20 protein-coding genes are annotated in these 23,088 nt (G+C 64.1%); 5 read left to right on the top strand and 15 right to left on the bottom strand.

Translation table 11 applies throughout. The annotated features are described in order from the left end of the window. Position 1 precedes the first annotated feature (1 nt). Positions 2–925, top strand: a complete 924-nt coding sequence (locus tag HAQ05_RS12815) for a LysR substrate-binding domain-containing protein (protein ID WP_190421127.1) — start codon at positions 2–4, stop codon at positions 923–925. Here HAQ05_RS12815 and HAQ05_RS12810 read toward each other — a convergent pair. After that, positions 922–1,224, bottom strand: a complete 303-nt coding sequence (locus HAQ05_RS12810) for a DUF6388 family protein (protein WP_190421125.1) — start codon at positions 1,222–1,224, stop codon at positions 922–924. The genes HAQ05_RS12815 and HAQ05_RS12810 overlap by 4 nt on opposite strands. A gap of 103 nt (positions 1,225–1,327) precedes the next feature. Between HAQ05_RS12810 and HAQ05_RS12805 the strand changes: the two genes are divergently transcribed. Beyond that, a complete protein-coding gene (locus HAQ05_RS12805) occupies positions 1,328–1,894 on the top strand; it encodes an SPOR domain-containing protein (protein ID WP_190421123.1) in 567 nt (188 codons plus the stop codon). Between the two features lie 116 nt (positions 1,895–2,010). On the opposite strand, the gene HAQ05_RS12800 is transcribed toward HAQ05_RS12805, so the two are convergent. The 12 genes from HAQ05_RS12800 to HAQ05_RS12745 all read right to left on the bottom strand — a co-directional run bounded on the left by HAQ05_RS12800 (position 2,011) and on the right by HAQ05_RS12745 (position 17,310). Further along, positions 2,011–3,045 (bottom strand): LacI family DNA-binding transcriptional regulator, encoded by a 1,035-nt coding sequence (locus HAQ05_RS12800; RefSeq protein WP_190421122.1) that lies wholly within the window; start codon positions 3,043–3,045, stop codon positions 2,011–2,013. A 129-nt stretch (positions 3,046–3,174) separates the two neighbouring features. Beyond that, the gene (locus tag HAQ05_RS12795; protein WP_190421121.1) at positions 3,175–3,885 is read right to left on the bottom strand and encodes an endonuclease; all 711 of its coding nucleotides are present in this window, start codon (positions 3,883–3,885) and stop codon (positions 3,175–3,177) included. Continuing rightward, the gene (locus tag HAQ05_RS12790; RefSeq protein ID WP_190421120.1) at positions 3,878–4,111 is read right to left on the bottom strand and encodes a DUF1654 domain-containing protein; all 234 of its coding nucleotides are present in this window, start codon (positions 4,109–4,111) and stop codon (positions 3,878–3,880) included. The genes HAQ05_RS12795 and HAQ05_RS12790 overlap by 8 nt, the downstream gene beginning before the upstream one ends. A gap of 221 nt (positions 4,112–4,332) precedes the next feature. Next, positions 4,333–7,989: an AAA family ATPase gene (locus tag HAQ05_RS12785; RefSeq protein WP_190421119.1), complete on the bottom strand. Its 3,657-nt coding sequence runs from the start codon at positions 7,987–7,989 to the stop codon at positions 4,333–4,335. Beyond that, positions 7,986–9,227: an exonuclease SbcCD subunit D C-terminal domain-containing protein gene (locus HAQ05_RS12780; RefSeq protein ID WP_190421118.1), complete on the bottom strand. Its 1,242-nt coding sequence runs from the start codon at positions 9,225–9,227 to the stop codon at positions 7,986–7,988. Before HAQ05_RS12780 ends, HAQ05_RS12785 begins: the two co-directional genes overlap by 4 nt. Positions 9,228–9,242: 15 nt before the next feature. Then, on the bottom strand, positions 9,243–10,859 hold the full coding sequence (locus HAQ05_RS12775; RefSeq protein ID WP_190421117.1) for a BatD family protein: 1,617 nt from the start codon (positions 10,857–10,859) through the stop codon (positions 9,243–9,245). Next, the gene (locus HAQ05_RS12770) at positions 10,856–12,601 is read right to left on the bottom strand and encodes a VWA domain-containing protein (RefSeq protein ID WP_190421116.1); all 1,746 of its coding nucleotides are present in this window, start codon (positions 12,599–12,601) and stop codon (positions 10,856–10,858) included. Before HAQ05_RS12770 ends, HAQ05_RS12775 begins: the two co-directional genes overlap by 4 nt. Next, positions 12,598–13,656: a vWA domain-containing protein gene (locus HAQ05_RS12765; RefSeq protein ID WP_190421114.1), complete on the bottom strand. Its 1,059-nt coding sequence runs from the start codon at positions 13,654–13,656 to the stop codon at positions 12,598–12,600. The genes HAQ05_RS12770 and HAQ05_RS12765 overlap by 4 nt, the downstream gene beginning before the upstream one ends. Beyond that, positions 13,649–14,152 carry a DUF4381 domain-containing protein gene (locus HAQ05_RS12760; protein ID WP_190421112.1) on the bottom strand — a complete coding sequence of 168 codons (504 nt, stop codon included), beginning with the start codon at positions 14,150–14,152 and terminating at the stop codon, positions 13,649–13,651. The genes HAQ05_RS12765 and HAQ05_RS12760 overlap by 8 nt, the downstream gene beginning before the upstream one ends. Beyond that, the gene (locus HAQ05_RS12755) at positions 14,149–15,090 is read right to left on the bottom strand and encodes a DUF58 domain-containing protein (protein WP_190421109.1); all 942 of its coding nucleotides are present in this window, start codon (positions 15,088–15,090) and stop codon (positions 14,149–14,151) included. The genes HAQ05_RS12760 and HAQ05_RS12755 overlap by 4 nt, the downstream gene beginning before the upstream one ends. A 7-nt stretch (positions 15,091–15,097) precedes the next feature. After that, positions 15,098–16,057, bottom strand: a complete 960-nt coding sequence (locus HAQ05_RS12750) for an AAA family ATPase (protein WP_190421107.1) — start codon at positions 16,055–16,057, stop codon at positions 15,098–15,100. 323 nt (positions 16,058–16,380) lie between these two features. Then, the gene (locus HAQ05_RS12745; RefSeq protein WP_190421105.1) at positions 16,381–17,310 is read right to left on the bottom strand and encodes a LysR family transcriptional regulator; all 930 of its coding nucleotides are present in this window, start codon (positions 17,308–17,310) and stop codon (positions 16,381–16,383) included. 146 nt (positions 17,311–17,456) lie between these two features. Between HAQ05_RS12745 and HAQ05_RS12740 the strand changes: the two genes are divergently transcribed. After that, positions 17,457–19,025, top strand: a complete 1,569-nt coding sequence (locus tag HAQ05_RS12740; RefSeq protein ID WP_190421103.1) for a sulfatase — start codon at positions 17,457–17,459, stop codon at positions 19,023–19,025. 17 nt (positions 19,026–19,042) lie between these two features. Further along, the gene (locus HAQ05_RS12735; RefSeq protein ID WP_190421101.1) at positions 19,043–19,612 is read left to right on the top strand and encodes a sulfatase-like hydrolase/transferase; all 570 of its coding nucleotides are present in this window, start codon (positions 19,043–19,045) and stop codon (positions 19,610–19,612) included. Here HAQ05_RS12735 and HAQ05_RS12730 read toward each other — a convergent pair. Next, a complete protein-coding gene (locus HAQ05_RS12730; RefSeq protein ID WP_190421099.1) occupies positions 19,571–20,947 on the bottom strand; it encodes an IS30 family transposase in 1,377 nt (458 codons plus the stop codon). The two genes, HAQ05_RS12735 and HAQ05_RS12730, sit on opposite strands and share 42 nt — an antisense overlap. 53 nt (positions 20,948–21,000) lie before the next feature. On the opposite strand from HAQ05_RS12730, the gene HAQ05_RS12725 reads away from it, so the two are divergent. Then, positions 21,001–21,954, top strand: a complete 954-nt coding sequence (locus HAQ05_RS12725; protein ID WP_190421097.1) for a sulfatase-like hydrolase/transferase — start codon at positions 21,001–21,003, stop codon at positions 21,952–21,954. Positions 21,955–22,025: 71 nt separating this feature from the next. On the opposite strand, the gene HAQ05_RS12720 is transcribed toward HAQ05_RS12725, so the two are convergent. Beyond that, positions 22,026–22,988 carry a formylglycine-generating enzyme family protein gene (locus tag HAQ05_RS12720; protein ID WP_190421095.1) on the bottom strand — a complete coding sequence of 321 codons (963 nt, stop codon included), beginning with the start codon at positions 22,986–22,988 and terminating at the stop codon, positions 22,026–22,028. Positions 22,989–23,088 lie beyond the last annotated feature (100 nt).

The raw sequence follows: 23,088 nt of genomic DNA, 5'->3' as shown, positions 1-23,088 counted from the left end.
TGTGGATCGGTTGCAAGCGATGCAGGTGTACTGCCGCATCATCGAACTCGGTGGCTTCGGCAAGGCCGCCGACGCCCTGAGCCTGCCCCGTGCCAGCGTGAGCCTGGCCATCCAGCAGCTCGAAAGCCATTTGGGTATGCAGTTGCTGCAGCGCACCACCCGGCGAGTGCGGGCGACGCTGGAGGGGCAGCGCTACTACCAGCGCTGCCAACAGCTGTTGGCCGACCTCGACGACTTGGAAAGCGAAGTGGCTGCGCGCGACGGCGGCCCGCGCGGGGTGCTGCGGGTAGACCTGCCCGCGGCATTCGGGTGCCGCTGGGTGGTGCCGCACCTGGCCGACTTTTACGCGCGCTACCCGAACATGCAACTGGACCTGGGCTTCAACGACCGCCATGTGCACCTGCAACGCGAAGGCGTCGATTGCGCGCTACGCGCCGGCACCGTGGGTGATCCGGGCCTGGTGGCGCGGCCGGTGGCACGGGTGCCGCAGTTGACCTGCGCCAGCCCTGGGTACCTTGCCCGCCACGGCACCCCGCAGCGCTGGGAGGCCCTGCAGCATGGCCACCTGATGGTGAATTTCCCTGCCAGCAACGGGCAGTACTTTCCGTTGGTATTCGAGCGCGGGGCCAAACCGGTGCAGGTAAGCCTGCCGGGGGTGATCAGTGTGGATAACGCCGATGCTTACGTGGGTGCGGCGGTGGCCGGTTTTGGCTTGGTGCAACTGCCGCGCTACCACGTGGAGCAGGCCCTCGAGGCTGGCAGCTTGGTACCGGTGTTGCCGGCCCTGCCGGTGCCACACTGGCCCATCGCGGTAGTGTACCCACCGCACCGGCACCACTCCCCACGGCTGCGGGTGTTCATCGACTGGGTGTTGCAGCGGGTGGCGATCGAAGCCGGCCAAGGCGCGGCGCTGCTGCCGTGTTAGGCGTGCCCCTGCACGTCGTTGAACTGGCAGTATTCTTCCCAACTCATGCCCAGCGCCTCGGCCACTTCGCGGTGGGTTTCCAGGCGCATCACGGCTAATGCCTCCGGGCTTTCGGCGATCAGCTCCAGGGCGTATTCCCAGGCTTGCAGGCCGCGCTCGCCGGCGGCGTCTTCGAACGCCCATTCGATCTGCTGGCGTTGTTCAGGCTCGCTTAGGGCGGCGATTTCTTCGGCCAATTCGGGGTGTTGTGCCAGGTAGCGGTCCAGGGCTGCCTGGTGGCGGTTTTCTTTGGCGATCATCGGGCAACCTCGGCAGGTGGCGAGCAAAGGCGCCATGATGCCACATACCCGGCCGCGCCTTAATGGTAGAATCGGCGCTTTTAACGACCCTCGCGGAGGTCCCGTGCGCAAGTTGATGGTGATCGCCGCCCTGGCGGCCCTGGCCGGTTGTGGCAGCGATATCGAAGAAGCCCACAAAGCAGTGGCGGCACTGCTGCAAAACCCCTCGACGGCCAAGTTCACCAACGTGCGCCCGCTGGCCCACGGTAACGTGTGCGGGCAAGTCCGTGGCAAGGATGCCACTGGTAATTACACCGGCTACCAGAGCTACGTGGCGATCAAGGCCGAAGACGGTTACCACGCGATCATCGATACCGATGGCAATAACCAGGCGGTGCGTACCGTATGCGGCTCGCCGCCGCCGGCAGAACCGGCAGAACCGGCCAGCGCCGCTGCCAGCAATGGCTGGGAAGTGCGCATTGCCGACAGCGCCATGGGGGCGCTTAGCGACATGACCTCACGCCTGCTGGAAAGAGGCTTCGTGGCCAATGTGGCGACCCGCAACGGCAAAACCGAAGTGTACCTGGGGCCTTTTTCGACCCAGGCCGAAGCCGAGGCGAAAAAGGCCGAACTGATGGCCTCGCAAGGCATCGAGTCGGCCGTGGTTCCGCACCCGGCCGAGCCCAAATAAGCCCCTGGGTAGCGTTTCGACCCGGGCCCGCCTGAACGGGTCGAAGCGCTGGCGCCGAGGGGGTTGAATGACTAGACCAGTGGCTTGAGCATGGGTGGCCTGAAGGGCCAGGGTGCTCAGGTGCTGGCGCGGTCGATCAGGGTGAAACCGGTATCGAGGCGCAGCGGCGGCTGGCCGGCATCGCGGCCTTCGAAGCGGGCCAACAAACCATTGGCTACCTCTTCGCCGATACGCCCGCCGTCTACCCGCACGGTAGACAACGGTGGGTGTACCTGCGCCGCGCTGGAGAGGTCGCCAAAGCCCATCACGGCGAGGTCTTGCGGCACGCGCAAGCCGCGGCTGGCCGCTTCGGCCAGCACGCCTTGGGCGATGGTGTCGGAACTGCACACCACCACCTGCGGTGGCTGGGCGCGGCTGAGCAGGCGGCGCAAGCCTTCGCGGCCCACCTCCAGGGTGGCCGGCGGGGTGATCGCCTCCAGCGGCGCAGCTTCCACGCCGTGGCGGCGCAGAGTGTGCAGCACGCTGTGGCAGCGGCGCAGGCCGCGCGGGTCGGCCACGCTGATGATGCCGAAACGTTGGTAGCCCCTGCCCAGCAAATGCTCGGCGATAGCCTGGCCCACGGCTTCGTGGGAGAACCCCACGAGCATGTCCAGCGGCGCCTCGGCCAAGTCCCAGGCCTCCACCACCGGCACCCCGGAGCGGGCCAAGCGTTGCCGGCTGGATTCGGTGTGCAGGGTGCCGGTGAGCACGATGCCATCTGGGCGCCGGCCCAGCACCGCATCCAACAGCTTTTCTTCGCGCTCGGCCGAGTAGCCGGTCAGGCCCAGCAGCGTTTGGTAGCCGGCGAGCGTCAGGCGGTCCATCAGCGCCTGTACGGTGTCGGCGAAAATCGAGTTGGCGATGGTCGGCAAAAAGATGGCCACCAGCCGGCTGCGGTTACTGGCCAGGCTTCCGGCTAATTGGTTGGGCACATAACCGGTTTTTTCCACCGCCGCGAGCACCTTCTGCCGCGCCCTTTCGCTGACGATCTCCGGCCGGTGCAGCGCGCGTGACACGGTGATCGGCGAAACACCGGCAACCTGGGCCACGTCGATCAAGGTGGGGGCATAGGCGCTATTGGGCTCGAGGTGGCTGCGGGTTTTCTTGACCATGGGGGGCGCTGCGGCTGGCGGAGGGCGAAGGTTAACAAAAAAAACCATGGCCTTCATGTGGCCGGTTGCGCTTTGCCCCTGCAACCGGCCTTGGCGCCCGCGGGCGGCGTACCACCGGCTGGCCAGTGATCACCCCCGTTCGCAGCGCTTGAGGTCCACCGCACCCACGAACTCGTTGCCGTGGCCCATCACGCAGGCCACCTGTTGGTTGCGCGCACGCTCCCACGCTTCGACCGGGTAGGTGTTGCTCCAGGCTTGGTACAACCGGGTGTCTTGCTTGGACAAACGCAGGCCGTAACGTTTGCTCATGTAGAAGTAGGTGCGAGCGATCATGCCGCGGATGGAAGGGCGCGGCATCACCTTTTTCGCCTTGAAGTCGACCTGGGTCAGGCACGCGCCGTATTGCCCGCGTTGCTCGGGCAGCCAGCCGAAGCCAAAGTTATTGCGGTCGCCGTTCACCTCGCCGATGCTTGGCACCAGGTTGAACAGGTCGGCTTCGGCGCGCTGGTAGATAGCGTCGTGGCGCGTGCAGTTTTGCCGCCCGCCATGCTGCCAACATTGGCGCTGGTGGCCGATCTGCCAGGCCGGCATGATGTGTTCCCACTCCACCCGCTTGGCGCGGGCGGCGTTTTTGCGGGGGACGTAACCGCAGCTTTGCAGGTCGACGCGGTTGCCGCTGTACTTGCACCCACAATAGAACTCGGTCGATTGCGGGGCGTAGAGCTTCCAGGCAACCTTTTTGGCCTCGGCAAAGGTGCGCGGGGCATCGGCCTGGGCGGCCAGGGCCAGCCATAGCAGGCCGAGCGGGGCGAGGTGGCGCAGGCGCAAGCGGTCAATCATCGCGCTGCACCGTCCAGAACAACTGGATGCCGCCGTCATCGCGCCAGGCCAGTGTTACGTTGTCGTTTTCGCCGATTTCATCGAGCAGGCGCTTCCAGTCTTCGGGCGACTCCTGCGCCTCCCGGAATAACAGGGCACTGCGTGAAGTCTGGGCAGTGGTGGAGTTGATGATTTTCTGAACGCGCAGCCCGAGTTGCTCGTAGCTGCTGGCGGCAAGGTCATTCACGCAAGTGCATCCTTATGTTGCTGTATGGGCGTACAGTATTTATCTGCGCGCCTTTTTGCAACGGGTTGTCGGAAAACTTTCGCTCAGACCGCTAACACGTTGATTTGCTGCACGGTTTAGTTTTTTATTATCCCGGCAGCGGGCTGCCCTGGCCTGGCGGTGCAGCCTGGCGCGGGCGGCAACGGCCCGTTGCCCCCCGCGCCAGCCGCCCGCCCTTGCCCTTAAACCGACCCCGTGCCCACGGCTTCGACCACGCTCAGGCCGTTGCCTTGGCGGCGCACCTGGATTTGCACCGGGATGCGTTCGTGCATTTCTTGCACGTGGGAGATCACCGCGACCTTACGGCCTTGGGCTTGTAGGCTGTCGAGGGCGTCCATCGCCAGTTGCAGCGACTCGGGGTCGAGGCTGCCGAAGCCTTCGTCAATGAACAGCGACTCGATCTTCAGTGTGCTCGACGCCATCGACGCCAGGCCCAGCGCCAAGGCCAGTGACACCAAGAAGGTTTCGCCGCCGGACAGCGAGTGCACCGAGCGGGTTTCGTCGCCCATTTCGGTGTCGACCACCAGTAGCCCCAACAGGCTGCCGCCGCGCCGTAAGCGGTAGCGCTTGACCAGTTGGCGCAGTTGCAGGTTGGCGTGTTGCACCAACATGTCGAGGTTGTATGCCTGGGCGATCTTGCGAAAGCGCTCACCTTCGGCCGAACCGATCAACGCCGACAATCGCCCCCAGCGTTGCATCTGCGCCTGGGCCTCAACAGTACGAGCGAGCAGGGCCTGGTGTTGCTGATGGCGGCGTTGGTCGTCGAGTTGGCGGGCCCGCAGGCTGGCGCAGGTGTGTTCGAGCTGCTCGGTGGTGCTTCGCAGGTGCACCAGTTGCTGTTCCAGGGCCTCCCGTGGCGGCGCGTCAGCGGCTTGGCCCTGGTGCGCTTGCCAGCGTTGTTCACGTTCTTGCAGCAGTGCCTGCGCTTGGGCCAGGGCGGTGTGCGCGCTGTGTTGGCGCCCGCGCAGGGCTTGGGTGTGGGCGTCGTCGCAGGCCAGCAAGCGGGCGAGGGTGGCATCGTCGAGCTGCGGGTGTTGTGCGCGCCATTCGGCCAGGGCTTGGCCGAGGGCCTGGGCATTGGCCTGTTCGCCCGCGACTTGCGCCTGTAGGGCACTGAGTTCGCTGTCCAGGCGTACCCCATCGGTGTGTGCGGCCTGGCAGTGTTCACTGCACTGCGCCAGGGCTTGGCGGGCGCTGGCCACGGCCTGTTCCAACTGCTGTTGCCAGGCGCTGGGGCTTGGCTGGCCGGCCAACAGGCCAGCCAAGCGCTGCTGGGCAGCCTCGCGCTTGGCGTCCAACGCGGCCAGTTGCGCGTGTTGGGCGTTCAATTGTTGTTCGCGAGCCTGTTGCCCGCTGCTGTGCAGTTGTAAGCGTTGCTCGCGTTCGCGGTGTTCCTGTTGCTCGTCGAGCTGCTGGCGCAGTTGTTCAAGGCGCGCCGCCACCCGCTGGTCGAGGGCCATGAACGCCTCGGCGGGGTTGGCCAGCAGGGCGTCGCGTTCGGCTTGTGGCAGTGTTTGGGCCAAGCTTGCCAGTTCTTCATCCAGGCGTTGGCGGTCGCTGGCCAGTTGCTTGAGGTGGTCATCCCATTGCTGCTGGCTGGCCTGGGCGGCCTGCTCTGCTTGGCGTAGGTGTTGCTGCAATTGCCCGGTCTGCTGTTGCCACTGCATCAATTGCGCTTGTTGCTGTTCGTCGCCGGCGATTTGCTGGCCGAGCCGTTCACGGCGCTGCACCAAGCGCGCGCCCTGTTCGGCGGTGGGCAACTGGGCAAGGCGCGCGTACAGCGGCATTTGCTCGAGTTGCACCTGGCAGGCTTGGCGCTGTTGCTGCAGGGGCTGCTCTTGCTCGCGCAGCTGTTTTTGCTGTTCGATCAACCCGGCAACTTCAGCGCGCAACTCGGCCAAGCGGTTGGAGCATTGCTCTACCTGTTGGCGGGCCTGCTGTTCTTCGACCGCATCTTGCCCGGCGATGGCGGCCATCAATGGCTCGGGCTGGTGCCAGGGGTGTTCGAGGCTGCCACACACTGGGCACGGCTGCTCGGGCTGCAGGTGCTGGCGCAGCGCCTCGACGCTGCTATCGCGCGCCAGGCGCTGGCGTTCGATCAAGCGTAGGGTCAGCTCCAGCGCGGCGCTGGCGGTTTCGTGCTGTTTGCGCACCGCCAGGCCTTCGTCGGTGCGCGCTTGGCGTTGTTCGCCCAGGCGTTGTTGCTGCAGGGCCAATTGCGCCAAGCGCAGGTCATAGTCGGCCACCTGCTGCCAGGCGCGCTCCAGGGCTTCGGTGTCGCGCAACTGGGTGCGGTTTTCGGCGAGCAACTGGGTGAGGATGTGCAGCCGTTCGCCCAACTCGTGTGGCTGGCCGCCCGCCTCGCGGTACAGCTCATCCAGGGCCTGTTGCAGCCGCCGCATCTCCCCTGCGGCCTGCTCGGCGGCGTGCTGTAGCGCCGGCCGTTCGCTGTCGCCCTGGGCCAGGCGGGCCGCGATGGCCAGTGCCTGCTGCAAGCGTGGGCGCTGCACTGCCCAGGTATCGGCCAACTGCGCCAGTGCGGTGCTGTGGGCCAGTTGCTCAGCCAATTGCGCCAAGCGTTGCTCGCTGTGAGCCTGGCGCTCGCGCAGTTGCTGCAGGTGCTCGGCATCGCTGGCAACGGCCTGGCGGGCCTGCTCCACGGCCTCGGCCAGGGGGCTGCGATCATGCTCGAGGGTGGCCAGCCCATGGCTTTCGTCGAAGGCTTGGCGCAACGCTGGCGCGGCGGCCTGCTGGGCCTGTTCGGCCTGTTCCACGGCGCTTTGCAAGGCCGCCTGTTGCTGTTGCAAGCCGGCCCAGGCCTCGCGCTGCACCGCCAGGGCTTGGGCATGTTCAGCGTGTTGCGCTTGCCACGTGGCCAATTGTGCTTGGCTGTGCTGCTGGCGGGCGAACAGGTGCCGCTGCGGGGCCAATTGTTCCAACAGGTGCAGGTCGTGGCGTTCGCCGGCCAAACCCTCAAGGGCGGCGCTGGCGGCGGCGCACTCGGCATAGGCCTGGGCCTTGAGTTCGGCCAAGCGGTCGCCTTCGAGGTACCACTGCTGTGCCTGCTCGGCCTGGCGCTGCTGCACGGCAGCGGCCTTCAGCGCGCCGCTGGCCTGGGCCAACTCGGCCTCCAGCGCTTGCCGCGCCTCGGCCTCAAGTGGTGCTACGCCGCGGGCCTCGGCCTGTAGCGCGTCGAGGGCAAGGCGCGTGGCCTTGGCCTTGTCGAATGCACGCCGGCCCAGGCGGGTGTACAGCCCGGTGTCGGTGAGTTTTTCCAGCAGTTCGCTGCGCTCGTTATCGTCGGCCTTGAGGAATGCGCTGAAGTCACTCTGTGCCAGCAACACCGCGCGGGTGAACTGGGCGAAGTTCAGCCCCAGGCGGGTTTCGAGCTGGGTTTTGTATTCGCCTTTCTGGCTGGCCAACAGTTGCTTGGCATCCAGGTCGGTAAGGCTCTGGCGGCTGGCCTGCAACTTGCCGTCGGCCTTGTCACGGGCACGGTTGGCTTCCCAGCGCGCGCGGTAGCGGCGCCCGTCGACGCCGACGAAGTCGACTTCGGCGAAGCCGGCGCCGGTGCCGCGGCGCAGCAGTGTGCGCGGGTCGCTGGTGCCAATCTCGCCCTCGGCGTCTGGCACCTTGGCGCTAGGGGTGATGTCGCCCAATCGCGGTACGGCGCCGAACAACGCCAGGCACAGGGCGTCGAGGATCGTACTCTTGCCCGCGCCGGTGGGGCCGGTGATGGCGAACAGGCCGGCGCTGGCCAAGGGCTCGGCCGTGAAATCGAGGGTCACCGGCCCTGCGAGGGAAGCCAGGTTCTTCAGGCGGATGGCCAGGATTTTCATGTGTCGTCGTCCTCCAGTTGCACTTCCTGCAACAGCAGGGCGAAATCGTTCAGTGCCTGTTCATCGGCCTCGCTGCCGTACTGGTCGTGCCAGGCGCGGGCGAACAGTTCCTGTGGGGTCATTTGGTCCAGTTCGAGCAACGCCCCATCGGCTTCCTGGGCACGGATGCCGCCCTGGTATTCGGCCGCAATGCGCACCAACCGCGCGGCCTTGCCCAGCAGCGCGGTTTCCACCTGCTGGCGCAGGTCGGGTTGGGGCTGGTCGAGGCTAACCCGGACTTCGAGCCATGGCAGGTGCACGTCTTCGGCGAGCAAGCCCGGCGCGGGCAGCTCCGCCAGTTGCGCCAGCACCTGCGGCAACGGTGCCGGGCCCACGCGCTTGAGTTCCACCGCGCGGGGCACGCGCAGGGCGTGTACGTCGACCAGTTTGCCCTTGTCGTCGAAATCGACCTGCAACACCTGGTGTGGGTAGTCGACTTCGGAGAACGACAACGGAATGGGCGAGCCGCTGTAGCGTAAACGAAAGTCTGCGTTGACCCGTTGCGGCTTGTGCAGGTGGCCAAGGGCAACGTAGTCGACGCTGCTGTCGAACAGGCTGGCTGGCAGGGCCTCGGCGCTGCCGATGACCAGGCTGCGTTCGGAATCCAGCGACACGCTGCCGCCGGCCATGTGCGCGTGGCTGATGGCGACCAGGGCTTGGCCACGCTTGCGTTTGGCGTTGGCGGCGGCGATCAGGCGCGCATGCACCGTGGCGATGCCGCTCAGGTAGTCGTCGCCCAGCACGCCGCCGGTGACCTCCGCGGGGCGCAAGAACGGCAGCGCCAAGCACCAGCCCAGCACCTTGCCGCGCTTGCCTGGCAACGGTATCAGCAACCGCTCGGTGTCAAGTTCGCCGTCGTCCAGCCACAGCAGCCGGCCCAAGGCGTGAGCGCGCAAGCGCCGCATCAGCGGTGCCGGCAGTTCGATGCGTGAGCCGGAGTCGTGGTTGCCGGCGATCATCACGATGGTCAGGCTCGGCAATTGCTCGTGGGCGGCCACGATAAATTCGTACAGCCGCTCCTGGGCCTTCAGTGGCGGGTTCACGGTGTCGAAGATGTCGCCGGCCACCAACAGCGCGTCAGGGCGCAGCGCCACCACGCGGCCGAGCAACCATTTAAGAAAACAGGTGTGTTCGTAGTCACGGTCTTGGCCGTGCAGCGATTGGCCCAAGTGCCAATCGGAGGTGTGCAGCAAACGCATGGGCTGTCCGGGAAACTATTGTGGGTACAGCGGTGGCAGGCTGTCGCCACCGCGTGGGCTGGCCCGCTCGCTGGCGGGGATGGTGCCGATGGCGCGCCACAGTTCGGCACCTTGCCAATAACGGCCGGCTTCGCTGTACAACGCGCCGTTGAGTTTGTCCAAGGCCTCGGACAACGGCGCGTAGCGGGCGGCCATGTCGGCCAGGGTTTCGGGTTGCTGGCGGGCCCAGGCATCGAGCGCTTGGCGGGTGGTTTGCGGTTCATTGGTCAGGCACGCACGCTTGAGCTCTTCAAGCAGTTCGCGGGGCGTAGGCCCCGCCGGCGCGGCCTTGGCTACCGCCGGCCGGGTGCGTGCGCGCCACCACAGGGTGAAGCCCAGCGCGGCCAAGGCCAGGGATATGCCGGTCGCCACTTGCCATGGCCACAGCCGCGGCGGGTTGGCCACGGCCGGCGCACCGGGCGCCGGCCCCGGCGGCACATTGGCCGCCTCGGCCACGTGTAACGTGCGTGCGGGCAGGCGGGTGTGCTCCAGGTGGTCTTCGAAGGTGTTCCACCACACCACTTCCAGTGCTGGCAACTCCAAGTTGCCGGCTTGCGAGGGCACCAGCGCCTCGCGTTCGGTACGGCTGCCCACCACGCCGCGCTCGCTGTACTGGTTGCCCAACTGGGGTCGGTCGGGGTAATGGCGCAGGCCCGTGATCTCGGTAACCGGCAGCGGCGGCAACTGGCCGCTGGTAAGGCCCTCGGCCTTGAGGGTCAAGGTGCGGGTCAGCGAATCGCCCACCTGTGCCTGGTCGCTGTCGGGGTTCCACGTTTCCGACAGGCTCAGGCTGCGGGCGGGCAGCCAGGGTTGGTCGGCGGGGTACAGCGCCGGGCGCGGGCGCACGTTCAGCGTCAGCTGCGCCGACGCCACGCGGGCCAAGGCGCCGGGGTGCGGGCTGCCGGTGGCATCCGTTTGCGCCGGGGTGGCGGTGAACACCACCGGGGGGATCAGCATATCGCCGCTGCGTTGCGGGTAAAGGGCGTAACGGGTTTCGATCACCCCATGGCGCACGCCGTTGATGAGTTTTTCGTAGGTGCGCGCAGGGCCCAGTTGCTCCACCCGGGCGTCGTCCACCCGCAGGGGTGACAGGCTGCCGTCGTCGTAGAGCGCCACGGAATGGTACACCCGCAGGGTGAGTACCACCTGCGCCTGTACGTAAGCGCTGCTGGGCTCAAGGCGGCTGTCGATGAACACCGGCGCCAGGTTATCGTGGGGCTCGCTGCCAGCCTGCAGCACCTGGACCACGATCGGCTGGCTGTGCAACTCGCCCAGGGTCAGTGCCGGCAGGGTCAGGGTGCCACGGCTGCGCGGCAGCAAGGTGATGACCCAGCGGGTGGTGCCGGGGCCGTCTTCGGCGAGGGTGGCCAAATGGTTGATTTGGCGCGTGTCGTGCACTTCGAAGTCGGTGGCCAGGGGGCTGAGGTCTGGCTTACCGAATTGGGTGACATCGTTGGTTTCCAGGGTGAGCTGGAACGTTTCGCCTTCGTTCAGGCGCGTGCGGTCGACGCTGGCCAGCAGCACGGCGGCATACGTAGGCAGGGCCAGCCAGGCGAGCAGGGCGCAGAGAACGAGGGCGCATGGCCGGGTCATGGGGGGGTGTCCTGCAGTTGTTGCTGTTCGTACCAAAATTTTTGCCGCAGTAATTCTGACGGATCGTCGGGGATCTGTCTCAGCCATTGTTCCAATGATTGCTGTTGCTCGGCCGCTGAGTCCGGTTCGCCGTTGGTGGCGGCAGTGGCTTCGCTGCCTTCGGCCGCACCGGCGCCCTGTGCTCCGGCAGTGGCGGCGCCGGGGATGTTGGGGTCGGCGACTGCTGCCGTGGGCTGCGAGGCGCCTGCGGGCGCCTCGGCGTGTGTGCCTGGGGTGCCTTGCGCGGGCGCTGCTGCGCCGAGTTGGCCGCCTTCGGTAGGGCCGGCCGTGGCGTTGGCAGCTTTGGCCGGGCCTGCGGCCTGGGCTGCCTCAGCGGCTTTTTGCTGTGCCAGAAGGTGTTGCACCAGGTCGCGGTTCTTCAGCGCCGGGGCGAGGTCCGGCTGGCGCTGCAGCGCTTGCTCATAGGCCTGCAGCGCGGCGGCCAGGTCGCCCGCGCGGGCCAGTGCGGTGCCGCGGTTGTAGTGGTCGCTGGCGCTGTCGCCCTGGCTGAAGCGCTGCGCCGCAGCGCGATAGTCTCCTGCTTCGAACAGCGCTACACCCAGCCAGCGGCGGTCAGTGAAGTGCCGCGCCGCTTCGGCGGGGCGATGGGCTTCGAGCAGGCGCTGGCCTTGTTGGTCGGGGCGCAGCCAAAGGTTTTCCCAGCCGCTGGCCATGGCAGGCCGTGGGCTGGCCAGCAGCAGCGGTAACAGGCACAGCAACCAGCCACGGCGCGCACCCAGGGCCGCGATCAGCAGCAAGGGCAGCAGCAACCAGTAGCCTTGGTCTGCCCAGGCATCCAGGCGCTGGGCCTGGGCACCGCTGCGTGGCCCGCGCGGTGCGTCGAGCAGGCCCAAGGCGCGTAGGTCTTGGTCATCGAGGCGGGCGCCCTGGTAGCTGCCGCCGTGGCGCCGGGCCACCGCTTCGAGGGTGTTGGCATCCAGGCGCGGTAACATAATGGCGCCTTCGGCGTCCTTGAGCAGTTCACCGTTTTCCAGGGTCACCGGTGCGCCATCGCGGCTGCCGACCCCGATAATCAGCAACGGCGGGCTTTGCCGGCCCAGTTGCTGGTCGATGCCTTCGCGCTCGGTGGTGCTCAGTGCCGAGCCAATCAGCAGCAAGCGGCCCTGGCCTTGCCCGGCCTGGGCAATTAAGGCCAGCGCTTTTTGCACGGCAAGGTCGGCGCGCTGGCCGGGCACTGGCATCAGCGACGGTTTCAGCGCGTCGAGCAGGTTGGCGGCCGTGGCCAGGTCGTTGGTCAGCGGCACCAGCACATGGGCGCTTCCGGCGTACACGATAAGCGCCGTTTGCGCCTCGCCACGGCTGCGCAGCAGGTCGAGCAGCTTGCGCCGGGCTTGGCCGAGGCGGTTGGGCGCTACATCGGCGGCGAGCATGTCTGGGGTCAATTGCAGCATTACCACCAGCGGGTCCGCCGGCTTTTGTTCGAAGGCTTCCAAGCGTTGCCAGCCCGGGCCGAGCAGGGCCAGCACGGCCAACGCCCAGCCCAGCCCCAGCAGCACCCACGGCCAGCGCCCGCCGCGGCCATTACCCGCACCCAGCAGTGCTGAATGGAATGCCGCTGGCAACAATGCTTGCCAGCGGCCGGTGCGTTGGCGGCGCCGCCACAGCCTTACGAACAGCCACAGCAGCAGGGGCACGGCCAACAGCCAGCCCAGGCGCAACCCCTGTGGCCACCCCTCGCTCATCCGCGCCTCCGCCACTTCAGTTGCTCACGCCAGCGTGGCACCACCGGCAGGTGCTGGCTGGCACGGTCGAGGCTGCGCTGCCACAGGCTGCGCAAGGGTTGGCGCACGGTTAGCAGCGCGCTCAGCAGCAGCGCCACGCCCAGCGGCCAGGGGTACAACTCGCGCACCGGGCGGGCGCGGGTAGGTTGTTGCTGCACCGGTTCGAGGCGATCCAGGGTGCTGCCGATCGCCTGCAACTCGCCGCCATCGTGGGCGCGGAAGTACCGCCCGCCGGTGAGGGTGGCAATCTCGCCCAGCGCGGCTTCGTCCAGGTCCTGGCTGGGGTTCAGCCCCAACTGGCCATCGCTGCCGGGTGGGGCACCAATGCCGATGGTATAGATGCGCACGTGTTGCTGCGCCGCCAAGCGCGCGGCGGTGGCCGGGGGTACCAGGCCGCCGTTGTTAGCGCCGTCGGTGACCAAGATCATCACCCGGCTTTGTGCCGGGCGGTCGCCCAGGCGTTTCAGGCCCAGGCCGATGGCGTCGCCGATGGCGGTGTGGTTACCGGCCACCCCAATGTGCGCTTCATCCAACCAGGTGCGCACCGTATGCCGGTCGAAGGTCAGCGGTGCTTGCAGGTAGGGCCGTGAGCCGAACAGGATCAGCCCGAGGCGGTCGCCCTCACGGGCTTCGAGAAAATCACCGAGCAATTGCTTGACCATGGCCAAGCGGCTGATGTGTTCACCCTGCCATTGCATGTCGGGGTAGTCCATGGAGCCAGACACATCGACCGCCACCAGCAGGTCGCGGCCACTGGCCGGGATCGGCAACGGTGCGCCAAGCCACTGCGGCCGGGCCGCGGCCAGTAGCAACAACAGCCACACCAGCAGCAGCGGCCACTGCTGGCGCCAACCCGGCAGGTTAAGCCGGGCCTGCCGCCCGCTGCTGCGTTCGAGCTCGTCGATAAAGGCCACCTTAAGCACCGGCTCGCCGCTGTCGGCCACTGGCAACAGCGCGCGCAACACCCAAGGCAGTGGCAGCACGGCAAACAGCCAGGGCCAGGCGAATTCAAACATGTTTGCGTATCCACACGGCCACAGACTGGTTAAGCCCGTCGATGGCTTTATCGTCGAGCTTGCACTCGGGTTTGTAGACCCCCTCGACCAAGACCATCCAGCGCGTTAACCCCGCCGCCGGGCAGCGATTGTCGAGAAACGCCAGCCACTGCCGCCCATTGAGGATATGGCTGTTACTGGCGGGGTAGTGAATGCGGCACAGGCGCTTGAGCAAGGCGTTGAGCTGTTGCAACCAGGCGCCAGCTGGGGCGCCGCCGTAGGGCCGATCCAGCATGGCCAGCTCGATCAGCGCCTCGGTGCGCAACGGGTCTTCCTGCGGCTCGGTCGCTTCGGCTTCTACCACCGGCGCCTGTGCCGGCCGCCAATGCCGGTGGCGCCACGCCAGGCAGGCGCCGGCGATCGCCAACAGCAACAGGGCCCACCAGCCCGGCGCGGGTGGCCACCACGCCACGGCCGGCGGGGTGATCAGCGGTTCGAGCTGCAGGGGGCTGGTCATGGCGCCGGGCCCGGGCGCTGCGGGTTGAGGTAGTCGCACAGTTGGTCGATCGGGTCACGTTCGGTCGACAGCGGCATCATCAGGGTGCCGAATTGGCTGGCCAGGCGCTGCCAGCGCTGCTGGCGCGCCGTGGCTTGGTCGGCATAGGCCTGGCGCACGCTGCTGCGCTGGGTATCGATCTCCAACTGCCGCCCGCCCTGGGCGAAACGCAGCAGCCCGGCCGCCGGCAACGCGTGGTCCAGCGGGTCGCTGATCGGCAGCAGCAGCACGTCGCAGTGCCGCGCCAGCAAGCTCAACTGCTGCTCGGCGGTGGGGTCCAGCGCGCGCTCGTCGCACAGCACCACCGCCAGGCTACCGGGTCGCAGCACCTCCCGTGCACGGCGCAGGGCGCCGCCAAGGGTGCCGGGTTCAGGCAGGGTATCGGCATTGAGTGACTGGTTGACCTTCACCAGACGGTTGAGCAACTGCAGCAAGCTTTGCTTGCTGCGCCGCGGTTTGATTTCGTAATGCTCACGGTCGCCGTACACCAGGCCGCCCACGCGGTCATTGTGTTCCAGCGTGGCCCAGCCGAACAGTGCCGCGACCTGGGCTGCCAGTACCGATTTGAACCGCTCGGTAGAGCCCAGGAACAACTGGCGGCTTTGCTCCACTAGCAGGAACACCGGGCGTTCGCGCTCCTCGTGGAACAGCTTGGTGTGCGGTTCTTGGGCGCGCGCGGTCACGCGCCAGTCGATGTTGCGTACGTCGTCGCCGGCCTGGTACACCCGCACCTGGTCGAAGTCCACGCCGCGGCCGCGCAGCCGCGAGTGGTGCAGGCCCACCAGCGGGCTGCGTTGGCCGGGGCGGGAAAACAACTGCACCTCACGCACGCGGTAGCGCATCTCGATCAACTCGGCCAGGCTCACGCCGATGCCGGGCGGGTGCTGGTGCGTGGCCATGGCGCGCTCAGGCGACCGCGACGACGTCGAGGATGCGCTGGATCACCCGGTCTTGGTCGACCCCGGCGGCCTCGGCCTCGAACGAGAGAATCACCCGGTGGCGCAACACATCGAAAATCATCGCCTGGAGGTCTTCGGGGCTGACGAAATCGCGCCCGGCGAGCCAGGCATGGGCCCGTGCACAGCGGTCCAGGGCAATCGAGCCGCGCGGGCTGGCGCCATAGGCCAGCCACTCGGCCAACTCCGCGTCGTAGCGCGCCGGGGTGCGGGTGGCCATCACCAACTGCACCAGGTACTCCTCCACCGCATCGGCCATGTACAGGCCGAGGATCTCCCGCCTCGCGGCGAAGATCGCCTGTTGCGTAACCCGCCGCTCTGGCTTGGCCTCGCCGCCCAGTGCTTCGCCACGGGCTTGCTGCAAAATTTTGCGCTCCACGTGCGCTTCGGGAAAACCGATTTTCACGTGCATCAGAAACCGGTCGAGTTGGGCTTCGGGCAGCGGGTACGTGCCTTCCTGCTCGATCGGGTTCTGCGTGGCCATCACCAGGAACAGCGGCGACAGGTCATAGGTGCTGCGGCCCACGCTCACCTGGCGCTCGGCCATGGCTTCGAGCAGCGCCGACTGCACCTTGGCCGGGGCGCGGTTGATTTCGTCGGCCAGCACCAAATTGTGGAAGATCGGCCCCTGCTGGAACACGAAACTGCCGGTTTCCGGGCGGTAGATTTCGGTGCCGGTGATGTCGGCCGGCAGCAGGTCGGGGGTGAATTGGATGCGGTGGAACTGCGCCTCGACGCCCTCGGCAAGCTCCTTGATCGCGCGGGTTTTGGCCAAGCCCGGGGCCCCCTCCACGAGCATGTGGCCGTCGGCCAGCAGCACGATCAGCAAACGATCGATAAGCTTGTCTTGGCCATGGATCTGGGTGGCCAAAAAGTTGCGCAGCGCCATAAGCGCTTCACGGTGTTCCATGGGCTGGGGTTTCCTGAATGGGCGCCGGGCCGCCTCGCGGGGCCGGGGGCCACTATGGTAATGCATTCAGGGGGTGGGTGTCGTTGGGCAGTGGGAGATGGGCTTGGCGATGGCGGTTCTTACACACACCGCCCATGACGCTGGGCATCGCTAGGTGCCGCCAGGTTTACCCACTCGCCCCGGTAATGGGCCATCTCACGCATGAGTGGCCGCTGCAGGCCCGGAGGTTTGCCACCCGGCGCATGGTGAGGGCGCTGACATCAAGAAAAATGCCAGTACGACACTTAACATCGCCAGGACCGAAACAGGTTGGTTCCTGATCATCAGTTGGCAGGTAAAAACGTGCGATCACGTAAGGCGTTATTGTCCAGCTCCTTAATAGTTTGCAGCATGCGTTCAGCGCCGGGTGACAACCGGTGGTCCCTGCGAACGATGATTCCATACCGAGCAACAACGGCATCTAACGCTCGGGGCAGATTATCTAGGCGCGCAATGTCCCCCGTGGTACCTCGATAGCTGTCCGCATGCAGAAGCCCCACGGCATCGCTGTTGGCGATAACGGTCAGCAGGGCGTGGATATTGTCACTTTCCATGCCCAGGCGGACGCCATTTGCGCCGAGCGAACGTGCCACCCTCGAAACTTGGTCCCGCGATGCACCGGCCATGGCCATGGGGTAGGCAAAGATATCCTCGCCTTTCAAAGGGGCTGGCTTCTCTAGTAATGGATGACCCCTGCGGCAGAATAGCGCCATTCGTTGGGGCGTGAGCAAGGTGACCTCATAGGCAGGATCGTTGAGAAAAGGAGGCGATGCCGCGACCACAAAATCCAATTGCTTGGATTTCATCCCCTTGTCCAACGTACGCCAGTTGGCGACCTCGAAATGCACCTGCATTCGCGGATGGCGATTGAGAAATTGCGCGATCGCGTGTGGCACGAGTTGCAAGGCAGGCATAGGCCCTGCGCCAATATTTACCTCGCCCATCTCCAGCCGCGCGGTTTGGTTTATTTCGTTCGTCAGGCTGGAGATGCCTTGCAGCACCGTAAGGGCGTGTTGCAGTACCCGCTCACCTTGAGATGTCGGGCGGAAATTACGGCCTGATCGACGATCCACGAGCTGGCAGCCCAGGGTCTCTTCGAGGTTACGGATACTGCGGCTGAAAGCGGGCTGCGTGATTCCGCAGGCCTCCGAAGCCCGGATGAAACTATGGTGCTCGGCCAAGGCGACAAAATGTTCGAGCTGCTTGATATTCATTGCTTTTTCGGCATAGAAGTAAGTCCGACAATGCATTGGAGGTATCCGAGCGGCAGTATTAACCTATTGTTTAATTTCTAAAAATAAGGTTATGAAATATTGTTATTCAAATAAAGAATAACAATCTTCGCTCACATGGGTATCCAATGAAAGCAATCATGGTCATGTTCGATTCATTGAATCGTAGAATGCTTCCCCCTTACGGCTGCGATTGGGTAAATGCGCCGAATTTTACCCGGCTTGCCAAACGCAGCGTCACCTTCGATAACTGTTACGTTGGCAGCATGCCGTGCATGCCGGCGCGCCGTGAGTTGCATACCGGGCGTTACAATTTTTTGCATAGGGGCTGGGGGCCACTGGAGCCTTTTGACGACTCCATGCCGCAAATACTGAGCGAACATAAGGTCTATAGCCATCTGGTCAGTGACCACCAGCATTACTGGGAAGATGGCGGGTCGACTTACCATTCGCGCTATGACAGCTGGGAGTTCTTTCGCGGCCAGGAGGGCGACAAATGGAAGGGCCAAGTTGCGGAGCCCGCGATGCCTCCCACGTTGAAATCGGGAGCGGGCAATCCGCTATGGCGGCAGGATTGGGTCAATCGCCAGCACATGCGGACTGAAGCGGATCACCCCCAGACCAAAACGTTCGATGCTGGCCTGGCGTTCATGACCACCAACGCCGAGGCGGATAATTGGTTTCTGCAAATCGAAACATTCGATCCGCATGAGCCGTTCTACACCTATGATCGCTATTTGGACCCATACCCGGACACTTATAACGGCTTGCATTTCGATTGGCCTGGCTATCAGCCCGTGAGTGAAAAGCCCGAGGAGGTCGAGCATATCCGCTATCGATATGCGGCACTGTTGAGTATGTGCGATCGCTCGTTGGGGCGGGTCATGGACGTGATGGATGAGTTGTCGCTGTGGCAGGACACGCTGCTCATTGTCTGCACTGACCATGGTTATCTGCTGGACGAACATGGATGGTGGGCCAAGGGCGTTCAGCCCTGGTTCAATGAAGTGGCTCATACGCCGTTGTTCGTATGGGACCCTCGTACTGGGGTGCGAGACGAGCGCCGCCAAGCGCTGGTGCAGATGATCGACTTGGCGCCGACCTTATTAGAGTTCTTCGGCCTTGAACCTACGCCTGACATGCAGGGCGTGCCGTTGGCCAAGCGCATTATCGCCGACCAGCCGGCCCGTGCCGGCAACCTGTACGGTACATTCGGTGCCCAGGTCAATGTCACCGACGGGCGATATGTCTATATGCGCGGCCCTGCCGTGCCGGAACAGAACACCCCGCTGTTCGAATACACCCTGATGCCCATGCGTATGCGAGCGCTCATGGAGTTGCCGACCTTGCAACAAGCATCGCTTCATCCGCCGTTTCCGTTTAGCAAAGCGACCCCGACGTTGAAACTCCCGGCCCATTCAGCCTCCCGCCGGGGTGCTGAACGTTATGGCACGTTGCTGTTCGACTTAAAGCAAGACCCTGGGCAGAAGCACCCGTTGCTGGACGATGCTATTGAGTTACGCATGATCGATATGCTCCTTAATATGCTGCGCGCCAACCATGCCCCACCCGAACAGTACGAACGACTCGGCCTTCCACAGCAAGGGCATGCCGACGCCCGCCATTTGCAGGCCCGTGCGCATCACGACCTGGCACTGCAGGCTGAAAAAGGCCCTGATAACCAAATCGCCCGTTGATGATTTTAGGTTTAACCATGACTGAACGCCCCAACTTTATCGTTATTGTCGCCGACCAGTTACGTGCCGACAGCCTGCCTTTTTTGAACGCTTCGACACCGGTCTTGACCCCTTGCCTCGATAAACTGGCCAGGCACGGTGTTAGTTTTGCTGAAGTATTTGGCCAGCACAGCGTATGTTCACCCTCTCGGGTGTCCTTCCTCTCAGGAAAGTATCCACATGTGGCCGGGCACCGAACCTTGCATTACCTGTTGCAACAAGATGAGCCCAACTTCTTGCGCACGTTCAAGGACAACGGCTATCACGTCGTTATCGCCGGCAACCGAGGTGACGCATTAGGCCCGGGGGCCAATGAGCTGTCAGCGCATGAATACGGCAACCTTCCAACGGCCAACGCTGATGAGCATTGGAGCGTGACCGGGCCTGCGCAGTGGGACAAAGGCAATCCCCTGTCGCGCGCCTATTATCGCGGTGAGCGCAGCCAGGAAGATGCTCAGGCCGATGCCGACGAGGCCACCATTCGCACAGCCGAACATTGGGCGGATTCAACCGGTCGTCGCAACACTAGATTGTTGGACAGATTTTAGATACTCATTCAATGCTTCGGCAGGTGTTTTCCAGCCGAGTGTTTTTCGGGGTCTCGTGTTAAGCGCGTGGGCTACTGCCCGGATCTCTTGGGCACTCCAACGAGACAGGTCGGTGCCTTTCGGAAAGTATTGCCGTAAGAGGCCGTTCGTATTTTCGTTTGTGCCGCGCTGCCATGGACTATGTGGATCAGCAAAGAAAACTTTTACTCCGGACTCGAGGGTAAATCGAGCGTGATCCGACAGCTCCTTTCCACGATCCCAGGTCAAAGATCGCCACAGCTCGATGGGAAGATCAGTCACCGACTTCTTCAGTGCGTTGGCCATACTAACAGCCCCATAGCCAGCCAGCGCCGGGCCGTTCTTCGTGCGGGGAATTAGCCCATAACCTTTCTCGCGAGGCAGATGGACGAGCATGGTAAATCGAGTTGAGCGCTCGACCAGAGTTCCAATCGCAGAACGGTTCAGACCGATGATCAGGTCGCCCTCCCAATGCCCGGGTACAGCCCGACCTTCTACCTCAGCAGGGCGACTGGAGATCATGACGTCCTCGCTGACGTGTGCCCACACTTTGGCCTGCGCTCTGGCTCTCGGCACGCGCAATGCTCGTCCTGAGCGCAGGCAGCTCACCAGTTCGCGCTTGAGAGCTCCTCGACCCTGAATGTAGAGTGCCTGATATATGGCTTCAGGAGAGATGCGCATGGATTCATCATCCGGAAAATCGATCTGGAGCCGGTTGGCAATCTGCTCAGGCGACCAGCCATTGACCCATTTACGGTCACTGCGATGCGGTTTATTTCGGCCTTTGAAGGGCGCTTGCCGAGGCCCAGAAATCTCACGACCATCGGCGTCTTGAACCTTGCCCTCAAGGCGATCGCGTACGTACTGGTGCAGTCGCGGGTTGGTGACCAGTTTCGCTGGTTTCGGCCTCTTGGCCACCAGTTCTGCCTTCCATTGCGCTACTGACGCTCGATATTCAAGCCGACCGCAACGGGTAGCAGCATTTCGTGTCAGCTCCCGTGAAATTGTCGATGGGCTTCGTCCAAGACGACGGGCGATCTCACGAACGCCAACACTTTGCGCTCGAAGCAGCCCAATCTCTTCTCGCTCTGCGAACGATAAGTATCGTCCTGATATGTGATTCGACATGAATAATGGCATCCCACCTCGATGACGGAACCAGCGTGTACCTACCGCTGTTGATACGCCAACGGCATGTGCTGCCTTTTCGCTAGTGATGCCTGTTGCAATCTGCACCCAAAATAGCCGCTCGATCTCATTACGAAGTGAGGGTGCACCTGGAGAACGCATCGCTCCCCGGCCCGTCAATTTTTGCATCCATCCTGCGGGTAGTCCCATAAACACCTCGATCAAGGTGTTGCGACGACCGGTTGAATCCGCCTTGGTTGCGCAACCCGCCCAGCTCGCCGTGGATCCTGTTCGTACCGCTATTTTTCCCGCATCCACCTTTCGAAGTAGAGCAGCCTTGGTTTTCGATGTACCAACGAGAAGCGATAGCGTTGCCCAACTCCGCCAGCGGGCCTCAGCCACGCTTTCTTTCGGAACTGATTCGTGAGCATGGCTGGGATAACCTTAGCGAGGCGCAGTGGCGTGAAATCAAAGCTGTCTATTTTGGAATGATCTCGCGGTTGGACAGCCATGTGGGCCGCCTGATGGACGCCAATACTTCAAAAAATACCATTACGGCGTTCTTCGCTGACCATGGCGAATACCTGGGCGATTACGGCGCCATAGAAAAATGGCCATCGGGGGTCAATGAATGCTTGGTGCGCATTCCGCTGCTCATTTCTGGTCCAGGTTTAGCTTCCGGGACCAAGAGCAATGCACTGATTGAACTGATCGACGTTTTCCCGACCTTGCTCGAACTTGCCGGTATTGATCGGGCGCGACAACACACGCATTTCGGGCGCAGTTTTGTTGCCTGCCTGGCGGATCCTGCCCGCGAGCATCGCCACGAAGTTTTCACCGAGGGTGGTTTCACGACCGAGGAGGTCAAACGCCTGCACACGGCGCCTTACCCTTACGACTTGAAATCTACCTTGCCGCGCCGGGTGCCGACATCGGCCGGTAAGGTGGTTGCGATCCGCAACCGGGAGTGGACGTACGTCTGGCGCCTTTATGAGGGCGCCGAATTGTATAACCGTATTGATGACCCTCAAGAACTCAACAATCTGTTCGGGCAGGTGCAGTATGCGTCGATCGAGTCGGAGTTGCGTGAGCGATTGTTGCGCTGGCTGGTGGAAACCGCGGACGTTTTGCCGGACCAGTTGGGGGCTCGCAGGCCCGACGTCGAACTACCACGGCCCGGGCAGTGGCACCCTTGACGCCATGTTCAGTAGCCCCTTAAACAATACCGGGCCATGAAGCATGCTCCAGAACCAGTGGGCGCTGTGTTTTAGGGTTCGCTGGCGGCGCAACGGAACCCTAAGTGGGCCGAGCTCATGCCAGGCGCGCAATGGGTGCGTGCTGCCAGCCGATACCGATTGCAATAGGATGCGTGGCACAGGTACGAGCCGCCTTTGATGACCCGGCTTTCGCCCAGATCGGGACCCTGTGGATTGACGCGGGTATGGGGTGCTTGCTCGCAATGCCAACGCGCAGACCAGTAATCGGAGCACCATTCCCAGACGTTTCCAGAGCAATTGTAGAGGCCGTAATCGTTGGCAGAAAAAGCATCGACTGGCGCTGTGGTGAAGTATCCGTCAGTGCAGTCGTTGTGGGAGGGGAAGGCACCCTGCCAGATGTTGCAATGGTGCTTACCTTCCTGGTGCAGGTCATCGCCCCATGGATAACGACTGCTGGGCAGCCCTCCACGCGCCGCTTTTTCCCATTCGGCTTCGGTGGGTAGGCGTTTACCGGCCCAGGCGGCATAGGCCTGGGCATCTTCCCAGGCCACATGGACGACTGGATGATTATCCAGCCCCTCCAGGCTTGAGGCCGGGCCTTGCGGGCAGCGCCAGTGAGCGCCATCGACTGCCAGCCACCAAGGGCTATCAAGCGGCCGCCAAAGATCGCGGCGTGGTTGCAGGCTCTTGGTCAGGGCAAGATGAAACACGCATGACCAGCCTACCTGTTCCGCCACTGTGCAATAGCCGGTGGCCTGAACGAACCGTGCAAATTCCCGATTGCTCACACAGCAAGCATCGATCCAGAACCCATCGAGTTGCACGACGCGCACCGGGCCCTCTCCGTCATCCGGCCAACCATCCGCATCCTGCGCGCCCATGACGAAATCGCCCGCGTTGATGCGGCACATCGCTACCCGGGAAAACTCAGGGCATGGCATGGGCGCTTTGACGTGGGCCGCAGGCGAATCACGTCTGAGACTCGGCAGGCAGCAAGACGTTGGACGGGACATTTGAACTCCGCAAGGGGCGCCGCTCGGGCGCTATGGAAGGTGTTTGCGACAAAACTAATGACAACTCGCAGGTGATGCAAGCCAGTACCGATTTGGTGGT

Source organism: Pseudomonas typographi (assembly GCF_014694385.1).
Lineage (GTDB): Bacteria > Pseudomonadota > Gammaproteobacteria > Pseudomonadales > Pseudomonadaceae > Aquipseudomonas > Aquipseudomonas typographi.
This window is presented reverse-complemented; position numbering and strand designations above follow the sequence as displayed.